Genomic DNA, 18,546 nt, shown 5'->3' with positions numbered 1-18,546 from the left:
CCAATATGAACAATTCTCCGCGCGCGGTGATCGCCGACGACGAAGCCCACCTGCGCGATTACCTGGAACAGCAACTGGCCGCCGTGTGGCCGGAGCTGCGCGTGGTGGGCCGCGCCGCCAACGGCCTCGAGGCGTTGCGCCTGATAGACGACGAGGCGCCCGACGTGGTGTTCCTCGATATCCGCATGCCCGGTCTGACGGGACTGGACGTGGTGGCGCGGCTGATCGAAAGCCCGGCGCCGCCGCAGATCGTGTTCGTCACCGCCTACGACCAGTACGCGGTGCAGGCGTTCGAGCACTCAGCGCTCGACTACCTGCTCAAGCCGGCGTCGCTGGAACGGTTATCGAAAACAGCGGGGAAACTGAAGGCGGCGCTGGCCGCACCAGTTGCAGCGGCGCCGCCGCTGGACGCGCTGCGGGCCTTGCTGGCGCAGTTGGGCGGCCCGGCCGCGCTCTCGGCACCGGCACCGACGCCGGCGCCAGCAGCGGCACCGCTGCAATGGATACGCGCGTCACAGGGCGAGCAAACCCGCCTGATTGCGGTGGACGAGGTGCTGTACTTCCAGAGCAACGACAAGTACACGAGCGTGGTGCTGGCCGATGGCGAGTGCCTGATCCGCACGCCGATCAGCAAGCTGCGCGAGCAGCTCGATGCCCAGCAGTTCTGGCAGATCCATCGCAGTGTGATCGTGGCGGCGCGCCACGTGGCGGGCACGCGCCACGATTTTCGGGGCAGGTTGATGGTGCAGCTGAAGGACCGCCCCGAGCAACTGGTGGTGAGCCGGAATTACGCAGACCTGTTCCGGCAAATGTAATGTGACCGGGAACCTGTCCCGGCAGGGAACGAGACGCTGCCTGCGCGCCTCGCACGTGGCGGGTTCTAGGCGATGACGGGCCGCACCTTGGACGCGGCCAGCTTGGCGCGTTCGCGCGCGGTATCGGTGTCGGCAGCGGTGGCCAGCGCCACGCCCATGCGGCGCCGTGCGAACGATTCCGGCTTGCCGAATAGGCGCACGTCCGCGCCCGGTACCCGCAGCGCGTCTGCCAGGCCTTCGAAAGCGATGCCTGGGGCTTCGTGCTGGCCGTAGATCACGGCCGAGGCGCCTGGCGCGCGCAGCGAGACATCGACCGGCAGGCCGAGAATGGCGCGGGCGTGGATCTCGAATTCGCTTTGCGTTTGCGTGGCCATGGTGACCATGCCGGTGTCGTGCGGGCGCGGGCTCACTTCCGAGAACCACACCATGTCGTCACGGACGAACAGCTCCACGCCGAACAGGCCCAGGCCACCGAGGTCGCCGGTGACCTGGGCGGCGATGTCCTGCGCGCGCTGCAAGGCCAGCGGATGCATGCGGCACGGCTGCCACGATTCCACGTAGTCGCCCTGCACCTGGACGTGGCCGATCGGCTCGCAGAACTGCGTGGTGACCTGGCCGTCCTCACCAATCGAGCGCACCGTCAGCAGCGTGATCTCGTAATCGAAATCGATGAAGCCTTCGACGATGACGCGGCCCGCATCGACCCGGCTGCCGGCGGCGGCATGGTCCCAGGCGGCCTGCACCTCGGCGGCGCTGTCGATTTTCGACTGGCCCTTGCCCGACGACGACATCACCGGCTTGATCACGCACGGAAAACCGATCTGCGCGGTCGCGGCTTCCAGCTCGGCCAGGCTGCTGGCGAAGCGGTAGGGCGACGTGGCCAGGCCCAGGGTTTCGGCAGCCAGCACGCGGATGCCTTCGCGGTTCATGGTCAACTGGGCGGCGCGCGCGGTGGGGATGCAAGTGATCTTGCCGGCAAGTTCCAGCGCGGCCAGGGTATCGGTGGCAATCGCCTCGATCTCGGGCACCACCAGGTCCGGCTGCTCCTGCCCGATCAATGCCGCCAGCGCGGCGCCGTCGGTCATGTCGATGACGTGGGCACGGTGCGCGACCTGGTGACCGGGCGCGTTGGGATAGCGGTCAACGGCGATGGTTTCCACGCCCAGGCGTTGCAGGGCGATGATGACTTCCTTGCCCAATTCGCCGGAGCCGAGCAACATGACCTTGGTGGCGGACGGCGACAGCGGCGTGCCGATAATGCGTGCAGTATTCATGGCGGTCAAAATATCAGAACGAGTAGACCAGGGTGACGGAGGTCTGGGTATCGGTGTTTTTCTTGTCGTCCGGGACGCTGGTGTCGCTGCGCACGCTGAACGCCGCCTTCATCTGCATGGTGGTGTTTATCTTGGTGGACAGCGAGGTTTCGGCGGTGGAGTGGGTGTTCGAGGTGCCGCGTTCGACCGTGACCAGCTGGCTGAACAGGGCCGATTCGCTCAGGCGCCACTTCAGGCTGCCGGCGGCGCGCACCGTCATGCCGTTTTCCGTTTCGCCGGTGGAGCGTTCGCCGCGGAAGTAGCCCGGACCGAGTTCGCCGTCGATGGTCAGGTTTTCCGCGCTGTAGAGCCGGGTGCCGTAACCGACGCCGACGGTCGAATAGGTGGTGTACGCGCCGAATTTATCGTTGACGTGGGTGGCCAATGCGAACAGGCGGTCGTTGTCTTCCATCAGCTTGTAGGCGGTCTTGCCCGACACCGAGTAGCGCTGCGCCGAGCGCTGGCGCGACTTGCTGCCGTCTTCGTTGGTGATCTGTTCATCCTTGAAATAGCCGGCCAGTATGTACTCGTTGCTAAAGTCGGGCAATTCTTGCTTGGCATCGATCTTGCCAGTGACCGAGGTACCAACGGTGTTGCCGGAAGTGGAGATGGCGCCCAGTTCGGCCGAGGTGCTCCAGCCGTACGGCGGCGGGCCATCGATCGCGGCGGCGCTGCCGCATAACAGGGTCAGGGCAAGCGGAGTAACGAGCAGGGAAGATTTCATAGGCATGGTGAGCGGGTTCCATGGCGCCATGGGCGGGCCAGGCAACGTTGCTAAAGGGTTACGGATGAGGTGCTATTGTACCCGAGGCATGCCTGCGTGTGGTTCCGTACAGATTACACGCGCGCGGCGCGCGATCATGGCGCATCGCTACAAAACACGCCAGGAGGCGGCCATGAATACCAACCATCCGATCACGGGCGCCACCGCCGCCATCCTGCTGTGCGCCGCGCTGGCCGCAGCTGCCGGCAGCGCCCAGGCCCAGGTCAACCGCTGCGTCGATGCCGAAGGCCGCGTCACCCTCACCGACGAACCGTGCCCGCGCAACAGCCGCGCCGTCAACGACGACGTCAGCGACAACGGCGCAGCCGGGCTGATAGTCACCACCGGCGCGCAGTCCGCGCACCTGACCGACGATGTTGCTGCGACCCAGTCCGCCTCCATTTCGACCGGCCTCACGCGCAGCCGCTGGGCCGACCTGCCGCGTCCGCTGGTACGCAATGCCGCCGGCACCGACGTCGTCACCCTGCAAACCGCGCGCACCACGATGCTGATGCGCGACGACATGCGACGCCAGAGCCGCACCGTGGCTACCCGCTGATCGTGCGTTCGATTGCCAGCCGGGGCGCAGCCTCGGCGTAGCGGTTCTTGCCCGCGCGCTTGGCGGCATACAGGGCCTGGTCGGCATCGCGGTAGCTGAGCGCCAGATCGCTTTTCTTGCATAGTTCGGCAATTCCAATGCTGACCGTGCGTGGGGGCTGGCACGCGGTCTGTACCTCCGCCAGCAGCAGCGCAGCAAACTGGCGCGCCGCGTCGGCGCTGCCGGCCAGCACCACCCCGAATTCTTCACCGCCCAGGCGTCCACACAGGTGACCGGCCGACAGCCTGCCGATGACCTCGGCCGTGCGTTGCAGTACTTCGTCGCCGGCATCGTGGCCCAGGGTGTCGTTGATGACCTTGAAGTCGTCGATATCGATCATCAGGAATTGCAGCGGCGTGGCGTCGGTGCGTGCTTGCGCCGCGCGCGCATCGAGAGTGAACTTGCGGCGGTTGTTCAATCCCGTGACACTGTCCTTGAAGGCCAGCGTCGTCAACTCCTCGCGTACGCGGTAGTTATTCACCCGCAGGGTCAGGAAATAAACGTTCAGGTACGCGCCGATGCACAGCGTGCCGATCACCGCCACCAGCCCCAGGTAGAAGTTGACATGGCCCGGCTGCGCTGGAAAGTGGCCGAGCGCCAGGATCAGCCAGCAACCGCAGGCCGTGGCCAGGTAGTTGAGCAGGCTGCAGAACACCGGCGCCGCCGCCAGCGAAATGGTTATACCTAGCGGTAATACCCACAGCCCGGGATGGTCGCTATAGTTGAGGAAACCGCGATAGGCCCAGGCCGTCGCCAGTGCGCCCAGCGCGCCGCTGATGAGGAGCGGGGTCAGCGCCCGGGCGCGCAAGCTCATCGCCAGCGTGATCACCATCACGGGCAAGCCCCACAATACGGGCGCGCGTGCGCTGCCGTAGGTATCGAGCACCAGGGTCACCGTGACCAGCCATGCCAGCAAGCCGAACGCCTGGGTCAGCGCCACGATGTGATGGACTTCTTCAAAAAACTGTTGGCGATGCCGGGGATCGCTGATGGAATAGGAATAAGCCAGAAGTTTACGCATGATTGCCAAATGTTATTGCGCTAGTATATGTTTTTTGGCAAACGAATAACAAGCTCTCCGAGTGTGGCGCCGAAGACAGTGTGGTTTTCAGGGTTCCACAGAGTGGGTCTTTTTCAGGCAGCGCAACACGAAGGTGGAGCGGCTGTGCTTAAGTCCTGGCAGCTTGTAGAGTTTGCGGCGCAGAAATTCCTCGTAGCCTGCGGTGCCGGCGACTGCCACCTTGATCAGGTAATCGTAGTCGCCCGTCAGCAGGTAGGCTTCCATCACCTCCGGCAAGTCCGCCAGCGCCCGGCCGAATTTGTCGAAGATGTCGTCGTCGTGGCGGTCGAGCGTGACTTCGATGATGACGGTATCCGGATAGCCCAGGCCTGTCTGGCTGAGCAGCGCCGTGTAACCCTCGATCAGGCCGGCTTGTTCGAGCGCGCGCACGCGGTTCCAGCACGGCGTGGTGGAGAGGCCGACCAGTTCGGCCAGCCTGGTGTTGGACAGGCGCCCGTCACGGCGCAGTTCACGCAAGATGCGGCGATCGATTTCGTCGATTTCCATTTTGATATCAAAAGAAGATTATTCCAGGTATTGTACCGAAGATGGGTAATGTTTCTTTGAAATTGCGGAGATCGCAGGAAATCAGGGAGCCTATTCCCGCCGCTGGGCAGTATTCTGGAGGCATGAAACCTCATCAGACCAGCTATCGCTTTTGCCTGGAGCCGGACGCTCCCATCGCCACCCTGGAGCAGGTATTGGCCATCGTTCGCCGACTCGACCTCGAACTGCGGGCATTGCGCACCACTTCCACGCCCGGTGGCGTGGAAGTGGTGTTGCGGCTCGCCGGCCAGGATCCTGAACCGCTGACCTTGTGCCGGATGCGCCTGCACAACCTGGTCGGCGTGCTGCCGATCCGGGAATTGTCGGCGAATAAGTCAGACTATCAACCAGCAACGTTCGACATCAGCCTGCGTTGCTGAGATGCTCTGAAAAATGGCTGCCATTGTCGAAGAAGGGATCTTCAGTTTGTTGTGGAGCCCTCGAGGGAGAATTTCCCTGAGAAACGTATTCCAGCGTGATCAAGGCATCGTCGCTGAAAGCGCTCGGACCAATCGGGACCGAGTACGTCGTGCCGTCGAAGGAGAACTCGCCACGTCCCGCACCGTTCCATATCGTCACCCTGGCGAGTTGGCCGTAGGCAGGCATACCCAGACGAAAATTTCTTTTGGCGCAAAAGTCGCTCGACCGGAACAGTGCGCTGAGCATTAATTTTGTCACCAACGATATCTCTTCCCGCGCAATAGCTTGCCAAACGAAACACTCAAGCCGCAGGTGTCCGAGGCGACGCACGTTTTGTGGGAGACCGGGCGAGCGAATGTCGGGATAGTACGTGAACAGTCCGCTCTTTTTATTCAAGACAAAGGTGGCATCGGCGTCATAAGCGGCCTGGCTGTGTAGAATATCGAATCGGCCGTCGGCGTCGATGGTTCTCGGAACCGATCCATCGTCGCTGGCCAAGCGGAGGGATAGCCCATCGACATCGCTGGCTGCTGGGCCGGCCTCCAGTTTATTGGTCACGGTACCCGGCTTAAGCACTGTTGCAGTGTGGGCGAAGCGGAAACGTAGTGCGGCGTTGGGCGCCAGGTGCCGGTGTTCGTCAAAAGCGTCGAGGCCCCGTACCACGCTGCGATAGGTGCGCATGGCCGGATCTCTGGTACCGGTGATGTTGACGACTTCGACTTCGCCAGGAGTCGACGATGCCTGGTTCACAGGTGATGCTGCATGGGCAGCCATTAAGACGCTGCACAGCGCCAGCGCGGAGATCGCACAGGCCCAATGCTTGAAACGCGAGCTGCAGACTTCACGGGCGGCGTTGCTAATCTTCCTTGCAAGGCGAACTATATCCTGCGGAACCGGGCCCCTCTCATCCGCTGGCGTCCCGCCCGCATTCTGGGCTGCAACCAAGAACCTGGCGGCAATTTCGTCCGCTTCGCTTTTCATACGCGCATTTCGCCGTTGATCACTGATTTACCGTTCTACCAAGGTATAACACTTGGCGCAGGTTTGTCAAATTAATATGAATTGAAAGCCGCATGCACTGGTACGGAATGCTGTCGGGATCGCTGTTGTTGGCGCAGGCGTGGGTGATAATTAGTGAGTTTTTTTTGGTAGGCAAGCTGATATCCTGTCAGCCAATAACGTGCGGTCGCAGCTCAGCGTAGCGCCCCAGATTAATTGAAAAGGACCGACGTATGCCAAGAGGGGCGCACTTGACGAATATCGCCAGCGGTTTGTGCGGCTCGTTTGCTAGCCGGAACAACGAATTGGATGGCTACTGGTCAATTGGCCAACTGCGCTCGCTTGCAGAGCAACATGGTGAGTCCACGGTAATATTCGACCTTCTGACGTCAACCATTCAACCGCCGTCGTCCGAGTTCGGAATCGTATTGGTGCGCTATCGCCGCCTTCTTGCAAAGTTGGCAGACCTCTCGAATATCCGACTAGAAGAAATCTCGGCAGCACGAATCACGCTCGACTTCGCACCTCAACCTTGGCCCCGCATTCACTACTACAAGCACCACTGGGGTGATCAGTTCACCCTGACCGTGACCATTAACGCGGACGGTCAGGCCGCTGGTATCGTGCATCACGCCGGCTATTGCCGGACGCATGATCCCGCCCGGGAGAGCCGGTCAGCTCCCTCAGCAAGTTACTGAAGCGAAGATCGCTTTGGTCGCTTCGGGCCTGACATCCACCACCAACTTGCGTCCGAAAACGAACATCCTGAAGCACCCGCAGACCAGGCCTTATTTGAACAAGTGGAACGACGCCATGGCATCAAGCTACCAGCAGATGTAAAGCGGAACTACCTAATTATGAACGGTTCCCACAGCTACACTTCCGGATTCGGTTCGTGGATGGATGGTGTCCCACGACGTGGTGTATGAAGACTTCGCCAGAGATGGCGTTTAGGAAGGTTGCGAGAAGGTGGTCATTGTGATTTTTGAGGTAATGTTGGGTTGACGAAGACCTTAACAAAACCACTTTAGGAATCGCAATGACCGACACCACTATCGCATTATCTGAGCTTGCCGAAAAGGGGGGGGCAGATGCAGATTTCATCCGCCAGACGTTGCAGCACGCTCTGCAGCGACTCATGGAAATGGACGTCGAGGCGCTTTGCCAGGCAGCTTACGGCGAGCGCAGCGACGAACGTATCAACAGCCGCAACGGTTATCGAGACCGTGGCTACGAAACCCGGGCCGGTAAGGTCGACTTAAAGATTCCAAAGCCCCATATAGGCAGCTATTTTCCCGGATTTCTCGAGCCGCGCAGGACGGCCGCGAAGGCCCTCACAGCAGCGTATCGGGGCAGATCATGATGTTTTCTCAGCAGCAACATGCTATGCTGACACGACCGGTCGAGAACGGCCACAAGCAGACGGAATGGAAAAACCGAGTAAGAAACGAAGTCGTTATCTTCTTTTGGTTGGAGCGCTCCTGGGTATTGCTGCTGTTTCGGTATGGGCTTGGCGTGAGATTGCGATTGACGGATGCCTGGACAGTGGCGGCCGCTGGAACTATCAGGGGTCAAAATGTGAAATGCAGCGATAGGCGGCAAGCGGCCAAGAGCGGACATTTTTTACGACAGCTAAATTTAATAGTTCAACAACGATTGGGTATATCTTAATCAGATTAATAGATGAGGAATCATGAGTAGTAGTGGCAGCTATAATTTTTTTTTGATCATATGGATAATTCTTGGAATCGTATCGACCGTATTTTTATTCGGGAGTAAAAATGCAGCTTTGAAACGGAGGATACACCCCGTATTGGTGGTCGGAGCCTCAGTATTGTTCGGAGCCTTCGCCTCGTCGCGTCTTGACTTTTCTCAACCGTTTTCATGGTTTTTCATGGCAATGTTAGTGCTTATCACTGTTATGAACTTGAGAGGCATCAAATTTTGTTTATCATGCGGTGCCACCAATAGAAGTCAAAATCCATTTTCTCCCGCTGTTCATTGCTCGAAATGTGGTACGAAATTCGACAGATAAATTAGCGCTGCCGATTGTCAGCTTTCGGCCAAGAGCGGACCTTGGAATTTTGCCGCGACAGTGGGTAATGCGACATGGCCTGGAGCGTCACAGTGGTGATATGATGGAGTGCTCCGCATCGCGGATGGGCTTAAAGGGCGCTTGCCCTTTTAGGACCACTCATGAAAATTCGTTCCCGCCTCAAGCACGGCGCTTCCGGCCTACTTGCGAGATTCATCAGCCGCAACAATGACTACCAAGGTTTCTGGACATTAGGTGTGCTGTATAGCATTGCGCGCGCTGCACCGTGGCGCGTCGAGCTTAATCTCATTTCTGGGGATGTCTACCCAGCTAATAAAATCACCACTAGCGTCGCTGCTGAGCAATCGGCTATTTTGCGCCCAGCGCTGTTTAAGCAGAACGTCGCCTGGAATTCCCTAAAACGAGCGACGGTTACTGTGCAGTTTAACGCTCGAGTACAGGTCGGCTATACCGATATCAGAGGTGAACCCTTTGTATGCATTGTGGAACTTGAGTCCGTAGCAGGGCAGAGTGCGACTGTCAGCTGCGTAGGCCACTGCGCAGCGTGGGCACCCGGCCTTTTTTCCGGAAGGGCTGGCTACCTGTATCCTCAACTCTAAGTTATGCTGCGATATTGGACCGTGACCAGCCAGAAGCATCCGTTCGCCTTACGGCTACAACCGGCCAGGAGCGGTCGTTGCCCATCGACTGCCCGGCCGTGTCTCCATAACCGTTGTACCACGCACATCAAGCCTTATAGAGACGACATATATGCCAATCAAAGCGCGGCCATTTGGATGCCAAGAGCAATTTGACTGGGGCGCAGACATCCACTCTGTTTCCTACGACGGCCGCTTGTCGATACGCGTCCTTCGAAACCGCAACAGGGATGACGGCGTCGAGGTTACGTTTTCCCAGGTTGATGGCTTCAGGCTTTTGGACGAAGTCGCGCTAGCGGAGTATTGGATGTCTGAGGACTTTCCTTCAGGTTATCCCGTCCTTGAGGTCTTCGATGGTGGCTGGGCGAAGGAAGAAGAAGTGCGCTTGGGCTACACCGAGCAGCAACGTGAGTGGATCATCGTGACCGCTGGTGCATGCGTCAGCGTTTTTTCGAAGCATGAACCAGAGATTCGTGAAGCAATCTGGCCCGCCAAGGTTTAGGCATTGACACACGATGGCCAACGACTGCTTTGGGGCGACAACGGTCATTCGCAATATTTCGCTAACCCTGTAAATTACCCAGACTTTACTACATCAATTAGCGTAACTCCCGCGGTTTGGAGACCGTTTGTGGCAAATATGAATGTGTTCACGGAATATTTAAAAAAAGCCGGCTTTATACCAGCCCTGGTGTCAAACCTTATCGCTCATTTACAGCCATATCAGGTGTAACTGTACTTGACCAGGAATACCACGGCGATAATCCACACCACCGGCTTGACCTGGCGCGCCTGGCCGGTCAGCAGTTTGAGGCCGGCGTAGGTGATGAAGCCGAAGGCGATGCCGTGCGCGATTGAATAGGTAAACGGAATCACCAGCGCGGTGATGGCGGCCGGCACGCTTTCGGTGGTCTCGGTCCAGTCGACTTCCACCAGGTCGCGCAGCATCAGGCAAGCGACAAACAGCAGCGCGGGCGCGGTGGCGTAGGCGGGCACCACGCCGGCGATCGGCGCGAAGAACAGTGCGGCCAGGAACAGTGCCGCGACTACTACGGCGGTCAGGCCCGTGCGGCCACCGGCCTGCACGCCGGCCGCGCTCTCCAGGTAGGCGGTGGTGCTGGACGTGCCCAGCATCGAACCGGCCAGGATGGCGCCGCTGTCGGCCATCAGCGCCTTGTTCAGGCGTGCCATCTTGCCGCCCACCAGCAGGCCGGCGCGGCTGGCCACGCCCATCAGGGTGCCGGTGGCGTCGAACAATTCCACCAGGAAGAACACCAGCACCACGTTGAACAAGCCGATCGACAGGGCGCCGGACAGGTCGAGGTGGAAGAAGGTCGGTGCGATCGACGGCGGCAGCGACATGAAGCCGTTGAAGGTATTGCCGCCGAAGAAGAAGCTCAATACGGTGACGGCAACGATGCCGATCAGCAAAGCACCAGGCACTTTCAGGCGGTCGAGCGTGACGATCAGCAGGAAGCCAAACACGGCCATGATGGTATGCGGATTGTGCATGTCGCCTACCGTGACCAGGGTGGCGGGGCTGCCGACCACCAAGCCCGAACTTTTCATGGCGATCAGGGCCAGGAACAAACCGAGGCCCACGGTGATGGCCACCCGCAACGAGTGCGGGATGCCGTTGACGATGTGCTCGCGCACTTTAAAAATGCTCACCAGGAAGAACAGGCAGCCGGAAATGAAGACCGCACCCAGCGCCGATTGCCACGGCACCCCCATGCCCAGCACCACGGCGTAGGCGAAATAGGCGTTCAGGCCCATGCCTGGCGCCATGCCGATCGGGTAGTTGGCGTACAGGCCCATGATCAGGCTGCCGATGGCGGCAGCCACGCAGGTGGCCACGAACACTGCGTCGCGCGGCATGCCGGCGTCGCCGAGGATGGTGGGGTTGACGAAGATAATGTAGGCCATCGTCAGGAAGGTGGTAATGCCGGCCACCACCTCGGTGCGCACATTGCTGCCATGCTCGGGGAGCTGGAAAAATCGGGAAATCGGGGACTGATGAGAGTACACGGGGGGCTCCTGCGGTAGCGGCGTTTTTTTTTCGAGGGCGAACAATAGCACGGATGGGCTATCTTTTTTTTCATGGGGCCAGCGCGTAGCCGTCGCGGCCCTGGCGCTTGGCCTGGTACAGCGCGGCGTCGGCGCGCGCCACCAGCGCGGCTGGGGCCAGGTCGTCGCCGTCGAGCAGGGCAATACCGATGCTGGTGGTGACCAGCCTGGACGCGCCTTCCACGGTGAATGGCACCCGGATCGCGGCGACGATTTTTTGCGCCATCCGCGCCGCTTCGTCGGCCTGGTCCACCTGCTCGAAGATGATCACGAATTCGTCGCCGGCAATGCGCGCCACCGTATCGGCCGCGCGCACGTTGGCGCCCAGGCGGGTGGCGAATTCGCACAGCACGGCGTCACCGGCCGCGTGGCCCAGGCTGTCGTTGATGGATTTGAAACGGTCGATGTCGAGATAGGCGAGCGCGAGCGGCATGCGGTTGCGGCGCGCCCGCACCACGGCCTGTTGCAGCACTTCCTCGAAGTACAGGCGGTTGGCAATGCCGGTCAGCGGATCGATGCGGGCCAGCTGGGTCAGCCGCTCTTCGAATGCCACCCGCTCGGTAATGTCGTGCAAAAACGCCGTGGCATAGTAGGCGCCGCCATGGCGGATCGAGCCGACCGACAGTTCGACCGGCACTTCGTGGCCGTCGCGGTGCAGGGCGGTGATACGCACCCGTGCGTCGATCAGGCGCCCCATGTGGCCCTCGCCAAACGCGCGCATGCCAGCCTGGTGCGCGCCGCGCATGGCCGGTGGCACGATCAGTTCGGCGATATCGCGGCCCAGCACTTCGGCACGGCGCCAGCCGAACGTGCGTTCGGCCGCTTCGTTCCAGTTGGTGATGGCGCCGTCGGCCGCGCAACTGACAAACGCGTCCGGCGCCCGTTCGAGGATGCTGCTGATCAGCGTTTCGCTGTCGCGCACCGCCTTTTGCGCCGCTTCGCGCTCGGCCATCAGTTCGTGGAATGCGCCGGCCAGTTCGCCGATCTCGTCGGGGCGGCACGGTTGCAACACGCCGATGTCGGCGCTGCCGTTGCGGATCTCGCCTACGTGCTGGCGCAGCAAGCTCAGCGGGCGCAACATGGCGCGGATCGCCAGCCAGGCCATGACACCGGCCACGCCCGCAAACACGGCCGCTGCCAGCATGCCCTGGTGGCGCATGGCGATCATCGGCGCGAACGCTTCATCGACCGGGTAGCGGGCGCCGACGATCCAGTCCGCGCTGTGCAAGCGTTTATAGGAATAGATGCTGGGCGTGCCATCTTTTCCAGTCGCCTCGGTCCAGCCTTCGAACCCTTCCAGCGCCCGTTGCGTGCCGAGGTTGGGATTGGCGCGCTTGGTCACATCTTCGAGCAGCAGCGCGCGGTCCGGGTGCTGGACCAGCACGCCGCGGGTGGTGATGATGAAAGAATAGCCGGTCTGTCCCGATCGTTGCCCGGCCACCTGTTCCAGCATGCTGGAGTCGGCCAGGTCGAGGCTGCCGCCCAGCATCATGGTCGGGCGGCCTTCGGCGTCTTTCACCGGTTGCATGATCACCACCGCCGGCTCGCCGGTCATCACGCTCTTGTAGGGCGGCGAAACGATGGCCTTGCCGTCTGCCAGCACCTTGGCCAGGTAAGCGCGCAGCGAGGCGCTGGTGTCAAGCGTGGCCACGCCCTGGCCCTGGGTGTGCAACAGATCGCCCTGCCGGTTGTAGATGACCAGGTTGCGAAACTCGCGCCGCGCGATCGGGTGGCGATTGACGAACTCGAGCATGTCTGCCGCGCTGGCGGTGGCAGCCAGCGGCAAATCTTCGGCCAGGCTGGCCAGCAGCAGCTTTTTGGCGTTCAATTGCGCGTCGATCTGTGCCGCCGATGATGACAGCAATGCAAATTGCTGGTTGCCGATGATGGCTTTCATGTCGCGCTCCGCCAGCACCAGCGCCACCCACGTCACGATCATGGTGGCGACCAGCACCAGCAAAATCACGACCAGGGTCATGCGGAACTTGAGACTCCGTGGAAGGATGACGGCAACGTCCATGGTGCGCTTTTCGAGGGGGGGCTGAATCTAGTATTGCATAGGAGACAGAGTTACACCAGCAAGCGCTGGTGTAGTGTGGCAATAGTGTCGGCAGTCGTGCGACTTCCGCGCTCAGCATTCATTAGGATAGGCCATGCGAATGTTTAAGGAGTACGACATGCCCAGAGGCGCCAACCCCAAGCGCGAGCGCGAATTCAAGGAGCTGGAACAGAAATTCAAGCAGGAGGGCCGCTACCCGGGCCACGAGGAAGAAGTCGCCGCCCGCATCGTCAACCAGCAGCGCGCCGACGCCGGCGAGACTAAGGAGCCGCAAGGCGGTCGCACCGGCACCGGTTATCGCAGACGAAATACGGTGCGACGTGCCAAAGCGTCGTGACAAAAAAATGGCCGGCCTCTTGGGGAACCGGCCATTTTTTTGCTAGTATCCTGCCTCACAATATTTCCTGTCTTACTCAATGAATTTGATCCAGCGTTCGGCCGCCGCCGTGTTCGTTGCCGGTGGCCTGCTGGCCGCCGGCTTGGCAGCCGCCAGCCAGTGCCCTACCCATTACGTCGATGGCCGCCCCCCTGAAATTCTCAATCGCAAGATGGAAGCAGCCACCACCGAACTTTGCTACGGCGTGTTTGGCGTCATGCATTCCGGCATCACCCGCACGCCGCTGTGGTCGGCCGAGCATTTGAAGGTGGGCAATCTCGAGGCCGCCAAGGACTTGTCGCGAGAGAACTCTTTCCATGCTGAAAAACGGTTGCCGGCCAATGCCCGCGCCGAGCTGGCCGACTATGCGCGCAGCGGCTACGATCGCGGCCACATGGCGCCCAATGCGGACATGCCCGACCGCAGCACCCAGCGCGAAAGTTTTACCCTGGCCAATATGGTGCCGCAAGATGGCGACATCAACCGCAACCTGTGGGCCGGCATCGAAGGCGTAGTGCGCGGCATGGCCAGGAAAGAAGGCGACCTGTACGTGCTGACCGGTCCGGCCTTCATCGGCAGCAACCTGCAAAAAGTCGGCAAGGTGCTGGTGCCCACGCATTTGTACAAGCTCGTATACAGCCCGCGCCAGCGCGCCGGCGGCGCCTATTTTGTCGAGAACAAGGCTGGCGCCACGTACGAGACCCTGACCGTTGCGCAACTGGAAAGCCGGATCGGCATCGATCTGCTACCTTCGTTGTCGGCGCGCGAAAAACAAGTGATGCTGCGCCTGCCCAATGTGCGTCAACGCAAGGAACGGAGTAAATAATGCCATTCAAACCCTATGCCAATGAAGCAGACGTGCTGACCATCGGCCGCCTGACCATCGAAAACCGGCTCGACCGCATCACCGTCAGCGGCGACATCGATCTCACCGCCGACCAGGCCGGTCTGGCCGACGCCCGCGACTTGCACCGCCTGCTGGGCGACGTGGTGAAACATCTGGAAGCGCAGCAGGACTTGCCGAAGCAGTTGCCGCCTCCCGCTGTGAAAACGGTGGACAATCCGTTCGCCTGAGGCTGTTCTAAAGGCTCAAGCCAGCAATTCGCTATTGGGCAGGCTGATACGGTTGCGGCCCATGTGCTTGGCGCGGTACAGCGCCGAATCGGCGGTTGCCACCAGCTGGCTGGGATCGGTATCGTGCGAGGGCAGGGCGGTGGCGGCGCCGATGCTTACCGTCACCACGTGCGGCTGGCTGCCCAGGTTGGGCAGGTGCAGTTGCTCGACCCGGCAGCGGATCCGTTCGGCCACGATCGCCGCCCCTTTCAGCGACTGGTTGGGCAGGATCACCGCGAATTCTTCACCGCCGTAGCGCGCCACCAGGTCGTTGGTGCGCATTTCGTTGGCGACGGCGGCGGCAATGCGCTGCAGGCACTCGTCGCCACCGAGGTGGCCGTAGGCATCGTTGTACTGCTTGAAATTATCCACGTCCACCATCAGCAACGATAACGGCTGCTGCTGACGCAGCGCGCGCTGCCACTCGGCTTGCAGGGTATTGTCGAAGCAGCGTCGGTTGGCCAGGCCGGTCAGGCCGTCGCAGGTGGCCAGCTGTTCCAGCGCCACCTGGGCGCGCTTTTCGTCGGTGACGTCGCGCAGGGTTTCCACCACCGCCAGCAACTTGCCGTTGGCGTCGAGTATCGGGCTGGCGTCGGCCGCCAGGAACCGGCGCCGTCCCACGCGCGGCATGTCGCACCAGTTTTGCGAGCCCAGGCTGGCGTCGGCATCGCCGGGGTGCACCAGCTTGCCTGTGCCTGTCGCCAGCCGGCGGCTGCCTTCGATCACCAGGTCGGCCAGGGTGGGGCGCTGGTCTTCATAAAACGCTTGCCAGTGGTTGTCGGTGCCCAGCACTTCCCAGGCCTGCACGCCGGTCAGGCGTTCGCAGGCGGCGTTCCAGATGATCACCTTGCCGTCGATATCGATGACGAAGGTTGGTATCACCAGCGATTGCAACATATTGAGCGCAAAGCCGTGCTGCTGGTTTGCCTGGGACAATTCCGTGGTGTGCAACATCATGTGCGAAACTTTGTGCGTACTGTTCATGACGTCCTTTGCTGATCGGCGGATGGGCTACCTGATTAACGACTTAATGGATGGTGGTGAGCGGGAACGACATGGTCAGCGCCGTGCCCTGGCCGGGCGTGCTGGCCACATCGAACCGTCCGCCCGCCTCGGCAACGCGCTCGGCAATGCCGCGCAAGCCCACCCGGACGCCGGTCCGGCAGGCGGGCGGCGGCGCCGGCATGCCCACGCCGTTGTCCTGCACGGTCAGGTCGAGGCGATTGGCGGCGCGGGCGATCGCCACCGAGACCTGGGTGGCGTGGGCGTGGCGGGCGATGTTGCTGAGCGACTCTTGCAGGATGCGGTAGATCATTTTTTCAACGCCGGCATCGCGGTTGTCGAATACCTCGGGCTGGACGTCGAGCTGGCACGGAATGCCGGAGAGGCGCGAAAACTGCGCCAGTTGACCGTTGACGGCCGCCTCCAGGCCGTTTTCCAGCGCTTCGGGCTGCAAGTCGCGCACCACGCAGCGCATGGCGCGCACGGTGTGCTGGACATGGCCGTCGATCCGGTCCACTATTTCTCCCAGCGCCGGCTGGCTGGCGCCCAGTGCGCGCAGTTCCATGCCCAGGGTGAGCAGGTGCTGGCCGAGGTCGTCGTGCAGGTCGCGGGCGATGCGGCGCCGCTCGGCGTCGCGCAGCGATTGCTGGCTGGCGCTCAGGTGGCACACCTGGCGCCGGGTATCGGCCAGGGCCTGTTCGGCCTGTTCGCGCGTGGCACGTTCGCGCTCCAGCCGCGCCTGCAGGCGGTGCAGTGCAATATGCTGGTGGCGCTGGCGCCAGTACAGAAACAGGGTCAACCCGGCCAGCAGGCACATGCCCGCCACGATGAGGTCGATTTCATTGAGTATTGCAGCGGTTTCCATGCCCGGTATCTCCCTGTGAATATTATTCCCAATGACAAAATGGTTGCAAAAAAGCAGGACTCGATTCAAAGAAAATACATTGCTTGCCTATTTACATCTTTGTGCTATGTCAATTCATGCTGCAATGCATGAAAAAGCGACGGATCAGGACAGCGGCAGACGCGTGCGATATAATCGAGGGTTGTCCATTCAGGAACTATCGTGACTTACAGCATCAAAGAGATTTTCTACACCTTGCAGGGCGAGGGCGCGCATGCCGGCCGGCCGGCCGTGTTCTGCCGCTTTTCCGGGTGTAACCTGTGGACCGGCCGCGAGAGCGACCGCGCCAGCGCCATCTGCCAGTTTTGCGATACCGACTTCGTCGGTACCGACGGCGAAGGCGGCGGCAAGTTCAAGTCGCCCGAGGAGCTGGCCGCCACCATCAACGCGCTGTGGCCCGAAAGCTATCCGGCCAGCAAATACGTAGTGTTTACCGGCGGCGAGCCGTTGCTGCAACTCGACGCGCCGCTGATTGCCGCCATGCATGCCCAGGGTTTTACGATTGCCATCGAGACCAACGGCACCCTTCCGGTGCCCGAAGGCGTGGACTGGATTTGCGTCAGCCCCAAGATGGGCTCCACCCTGGTGGTATCCAGGGGCAGCGAATTGAAAGTCGTGATTCCGCAAACCAACCAGGACCTGGCCGCCTACGAACACCTCGATTTCCAACATTTCTACGTGCAGGCGATGGACGGCCCGCTGGCCGCCTTCAACACCACGCTGGCGATCGAAACCTGCAAGCGCCATCCGAAATGGAAGCTGAGCTTGCAAACCCATAAACTTTTACAGATACCATAATGCTGACCATTACCCGCAAGCTGGAGTTCGACGCCGGCCACCGTATTCCCGACCATAAAAGCCAGTGCCGCAACCTGCACGGTCACCGCTACACGCTGGAAATCACGCTCACCGGCGAGATCATCACCGCTGAAGGCAATTCCGATAACGGCATGATCATGGACTTTTCCGACGTCAAGACGCTGGCCAAGCAGCACCTGGTCGACGTGTGGGACCACGCCTTCATCGTCTACGAGAAGGACACGGCGGTGCGTGAATTCCTGGCCAGCCTGCCCGACCACAAGACCGTCGTGATCGACCGCATTCCTACCGTGGAAAACCTGGCCCACGTGGCATTCGGCATCCTCAAAGCGGCGTTTACCGACCGTTTCGGTACCGGCCTGCGCCTGCACAAGCTGGTGCTGCACGAAACCCCGAACTGCTGGGCCGAGATCACCGATGCCTGAGTCCCTGCATGACGATTTCATGAAGCTGGCGCTCGAGCAGGCCCAGCACGCATGGGATCTGGGCGAGGTGCCGGTGGGCGCGGTCGTGGTCAAGGATGGCGTGGTGATCGCCACCGGCTACAACCAGCCGATCGGCAAGCACGACCCCACCGCCCACGCCGAGATCGTCGCCTTGCGCGCCGCTGCCGAAGTGCTGGGCAATTACCGGCTGCCCGGCTGCGAGCTGTATGTCACGCTCGAACCGTGCGTGATGTGCTCGGGCGCCATGATGCATGCGCGCGTGGCGAAAATCGTTTATGGTGCGCCCGACCCCAAGACCGGCGCCTGCGGCTCGGTGGTCAACCTGTTCGAGCAGGAGCAACTCAATCACCACGCGCAGGTGACCGGCGGCGTGCTGGCCGATGCCTGCGCCGATCTGCTCAAGCGCTTCTTTGCCGCCCGCCGCGCGCAGGTTGCCGCCGCCCGCCGCGCTGCGCTGGAAGCGGCTCGATAAGGTCGCTTGCCCGGCCTGCGGCTGCGCGGTAAGATGGCGGCGGATCCTGCCCCGCCAGCCGCGCCCCGCGCCGGCGGCCA

At 61.4% G+C, this 18,546-nt stretch carries 21 protein-coding genes and 1 pseudogene; 13 read left to right on the top strand and 9 right to left on the bottom strand.

Going from position 1 to position 18,546, the window contains the following annotated elements:
- The first annotated feature begins 5 nt into the window (after nt 1–5).
- Complete coding sequence (locus tag F8197_RS05195; protein WP_152880500.1) at nt 6–815, top strand: LytTR family DNA-binding domain-containing protein; 810 nt, start codon at nt 6–8, stop codon at nt 813–815.
- A gap of 65 nt (nt 816–880) precedes the next feature.
- Here F8197_RS05195 and purT read toward each other — a convergent pair whose 3' ends face one another.
- Both purT and F8197_RS05185 read right to left on the bottom strand, forming a co-directional pair.
- Complete coding sequence (purT, locus tag F8197_RS05190; protein WP_152880498.1) at nt 881–2,089, bottom strand: formate-dependent phosphoribosylglycinamide formyltransferase; 1,209 nt, start codon at nt 2,087–2,089, stop codon at nt 881–883.
- 13 nt (nt 2,090–2,102) lie between these two features.
- The gene (locus F8197_RS05185; protein WP_056145188.1) at nt 2,103–2,852 is read right to left on the bottom strand and encodes a YdiY family protein; all 750 of its coding nucleotides are present in this window, start codon (nt 2,850–2,852) and stop codon (nt 2,103–2,105) included.
- A 172-nt stretch (nt 2,853–3,024) separates the two neighbouring features.
- Here F8197_RS05185 and F8197_RS05180 point away from each other — a divergent pair, with 172 nt between their 5' ends.
- Nucleotides 3,025–3,450: a DUF4124 domain-containing protein gene (locus F8197_RS05180; protein WP_193333335.1), complete on the top strand. Its 426-nt coding sequence runs from the start codon at nt 3,025–3,027 to the stop codon at nt 3,448–3,450.
- Here the strand turns inward: F8197_RS05180 and F8197_RS05175 are convergent.
- Together F8197_RS05175 and F8197_RS05170 are read right to left on the bottom strand one after the other, a co-directional pair.
- Nucleotides 3,440–4,510, bottom strand: coding sequence for a diguanylate cyclase (locus F8197_RS05175; RefSeq protein ID WP_056145192.1), 1,071 nt, complete (start codon nt 4,508–4,510; stop codon nt 3,440–3,442). The two genes, F8197_RS05180 and F8197_RS05175, sit on opposite strands and share 11 nt — an antisense overlap.
- An 87-nt stretch (nt 4,511–4,597) precedes the next feature.
- Entirely contained in the window at nt 4,598–5,056 is a 459-nt protein-coding gene (locus tag F8197_RS05170) for an Lrp/AsnC family transcriptional regulator (RefSeq protein WP_152880494.1), read from the bottom strand.
- A 122-nt stretch (nt 5,057–5,178) separates the two neighbouring features.
- On the opposite strand from F8197_RS05170, the gene F8197_RS05165 reads away from it, so the two are divergent.
- Nucleotides 5,179–5,475, top strand: a complete 297-nt coding sequence (locus F8197_RS05165; protein ID WP_152880492.1) for a hypothetical protein — start codon at nt 5,179–5,181, stop codon at nt 5,473–5,475.
- Here F8197_RS05165 and F8197_RS05160 read toward each other — a convergent pair.
- Nucleotides 5,459–6,496, bottom strand: a complete 1,038-nt coding sequence (locus F8197_RS05160) for a hypothetical protein (RefSeq protein WP_152880490.1) — start codon at nt 6,494–6,496, stop codon at nt 5,459–5,461. The two genes, F8197_RS05165 and F8197_RS05160, sit on opposite strands and share 17 nt — an antisense overlap.
- Nucleotides 6,497–6,765: 269 nt before the next feature.
- Here F8197_RS05160 and F8197_RS05155 point away from each other — a divergent pair, with 269 nt between their 5' ends.
- The 4 genes and pseudogenes from F8197_RS05155 to F8197_RS05140 all read left to right on the top strand — a co-directional run bounded on the left by F8197_RS05155 (nt 6,766) and on the right by F8197_RS05140 (nt 9,710).
- Nucleotides 6,766–7,212 (top strand): hypothetical protein, encoded by a 447-nt coding sequence (locus tag F8197_RS05155; protein ID WP_152880488.1) that lies wholly within the window; start codon nt 6,766–6,768, stop codon nt 7,210–7,212.
- 341 nt (nt 7,213–7,553) lie between these two features.
- Nucleotides 7,554–7,856 (top strand): annotated as a pseudogene (locus F8197_RS05150) (transposase); the annotation flags it as partial.
- An 854-nt stretch (nt 7,857–8,710) separates the two neighbouring features.
- A complete protein-coding gene (locus F8197_RS05145; RefSeq protein ID WP_152880484.1) occupies nt 8,711–9,169 on the top strand; it encodes a hypothetical protein in 459 nt (152 codons plus the stop codon).
- Between the two features lie 151 nt (nt 9,170–9,320).
- Nucleotides 9,321–9,710 carry a hypothetical protein gene (locus tag F8197_RS05140; RefSeq protein ID WP_152880482.1) on the top strand — a complete coding sequence of 130 codons (390 nt, stop codon included), beginning with the start codon at nt 9,321–9,323 and terminating at the stop codon, nt 9,708–9,710.
- 221 nt (nt 9,711–9,931) lie between these two features.
- Here the strand turns inward: F8197_RS05140 and F8197_RS05135 are convergent, their stop codons facing one another.
- Together F8197_RS05135 and F8197_RS05130 are read right to left on the bottom strand one after the other, a co-directional pair.
- Nucleotides 9,932–11,236, bottom strand: coding sequence for an NCS2 family permease (locus F8197_RS05135; protein ID WP_373996794.1), 1,305 nt, complete (start codon nt 11,234–11,236; stop codon nt 9,932–9,934).
- A 70-nt stretch (nt 11,237–11,306) separates the two neighbouring features.
- A complete protein-coding gene (locus F8197_RS05130) occupies nt 11,307–13,295 on the bottom strand; it encodes a diguanylate cyclase domain-containing protein (protein ID WP_227012072.1) in 1,989 nt (662 codons plus the stop codon).
- Between the two features lie 157 nt (nt 13,296–13,452).
- On the opposite strand from F8197_RS05130, the gene F8197_RS05125 reads away from it, so the two are divergent.
- The 3 genes from F8197_RS05125 to F8197_RS05115 all read left to right on the top strand — a co-directional run bounded on the left by F8197_RS05125 (nt 13,453) and on the right by F8197_RS05115 (nt 14,784).
- Nucleotides 13,453–13,671 (top strand): hypothetical protein, encoded by a 219-nt coding sequence (locus F8197_RS05125; protein ID WP_040377706.1) that lies wholly within the window; start codon nt 13,453–13,455, stop codon nt 13,669–13,671.
- A gap of 79 nt (nt 13,672–13,750) precedes the next feature.
- Nucleotides 13,751–14,536, top strand: a complete 786-nt coding sequence (locus tag F8197_RS05120; RefSeq protein ID WP_152880480.1) for a DNA/RNA non-specific endonuclease — start codon at nt 13,751–13,753, stop codon at nt 14,534–14,536.
- Nucleotides 14,536–14,784: a hypothetical protein gene (locus F8197_RS05115; protein WP_152880478.1), complete on the top strand. Its 249-nt coding sequence runs from the start codon at nt 14,536–14,538 to the stop codon at nt 14,782–14,784. The genes F8197_RS05120 and F8197_RS05115 overlap by 1 nt, the downstream gene beginning before the upstream one ends.
- A 15-nt stretch (nt 14,785–14,799) precedes the next feature.
- On the opposite strand, the gene F8197_RS05110 is transcribed toward F8197_RS05115, so the two are convergent.
- On the bottom strand, nt 14,800–15,807 hold the full coding sequence (locus F8197_RS05110; RefSeq protein WP_152880476.1) for a sensor domain-containing diguanylate cyclase: 1,008 nt from the start codon (nt 15,805–15,807) through the stop codon (nt 14,800–14,802).
- 43 nt (nt 15,808–15,850) lie between these two features.
- Complete coding sequence (locus F8197_RS05105; RefSeq protein WP_152880474.1) at nt 15,851–16,690, bottom strand: sensor histidine kinase; 840 nt, start codon at nt 16,688–16,690, stop codon at nt 15,851–15,853.
- Between the two features lie 201 nt (nt 16,691–16,891).
- Here F8197_RS05105 and queE point away from each other — a divergent pair, with 201 nt between their 5' ends.
- Genes queE through tadA form a run of 3 tightly spaced genes read left to right on the top strand, consistent with a single transcriptional unit; the run spans nt 16,892 to nt 18,466 of the window.
- Nucleotides 16,892–17,527 carry a 7-carboxy-7-deazaguanine synthase gene (gene queE / locus F8197_RS05100; RefSeq protein WP_373996793.1) on the top strand — a complete coding sequence of 212 codons (636 nt, stop codon included), beginning with the start codon at nt 16,892–16,894 and terminating at the stop codon, nt 17,525–17,527.
- Nucleotides 17,527–17,973 (top strand): 6-carboxytetrahydropterin synthase QueD, encoded by a 447-nt coding sequence (gene queD, locus F8197_RS05095; protein ID WP_056145237.1) that lies wholly within the window; start codon nt 17,527–17,529, stop codon nt 17,971–17,973. Before queE ends, queD begins: the two co-directional genes overlap by 1 nt.
- Complete coding sequence (gene tadA / locus F8197_RS05090; protein ID WP_152880472.1) at nt 17,966–18,466, top strand: tRNA adenosine(34) deaminase TadA; 501 nt, start codon at nt 17,966–17,968, stop codon at nt 18,464–18,466. Before queD ends, tadA begins: the two co-directional genes overlap by 8 nt.
- The last annotated feature ends 80 nt before the right edge of the window (nt 18,467–18,546 follow it).

Source organism: Duganella sp. FT27W, from assembly GCF_009295655.1.
Lineage (GTDB): Bacteria > Pseudomonadota > Gammaproteobacteria > Burkholderiales > Burkholderiaceae_D > Rugamonas > Rugamonas zoogloeoides.
This window is presented reverse-complemented; position numbering and strand designations above follow the sequence as displayed.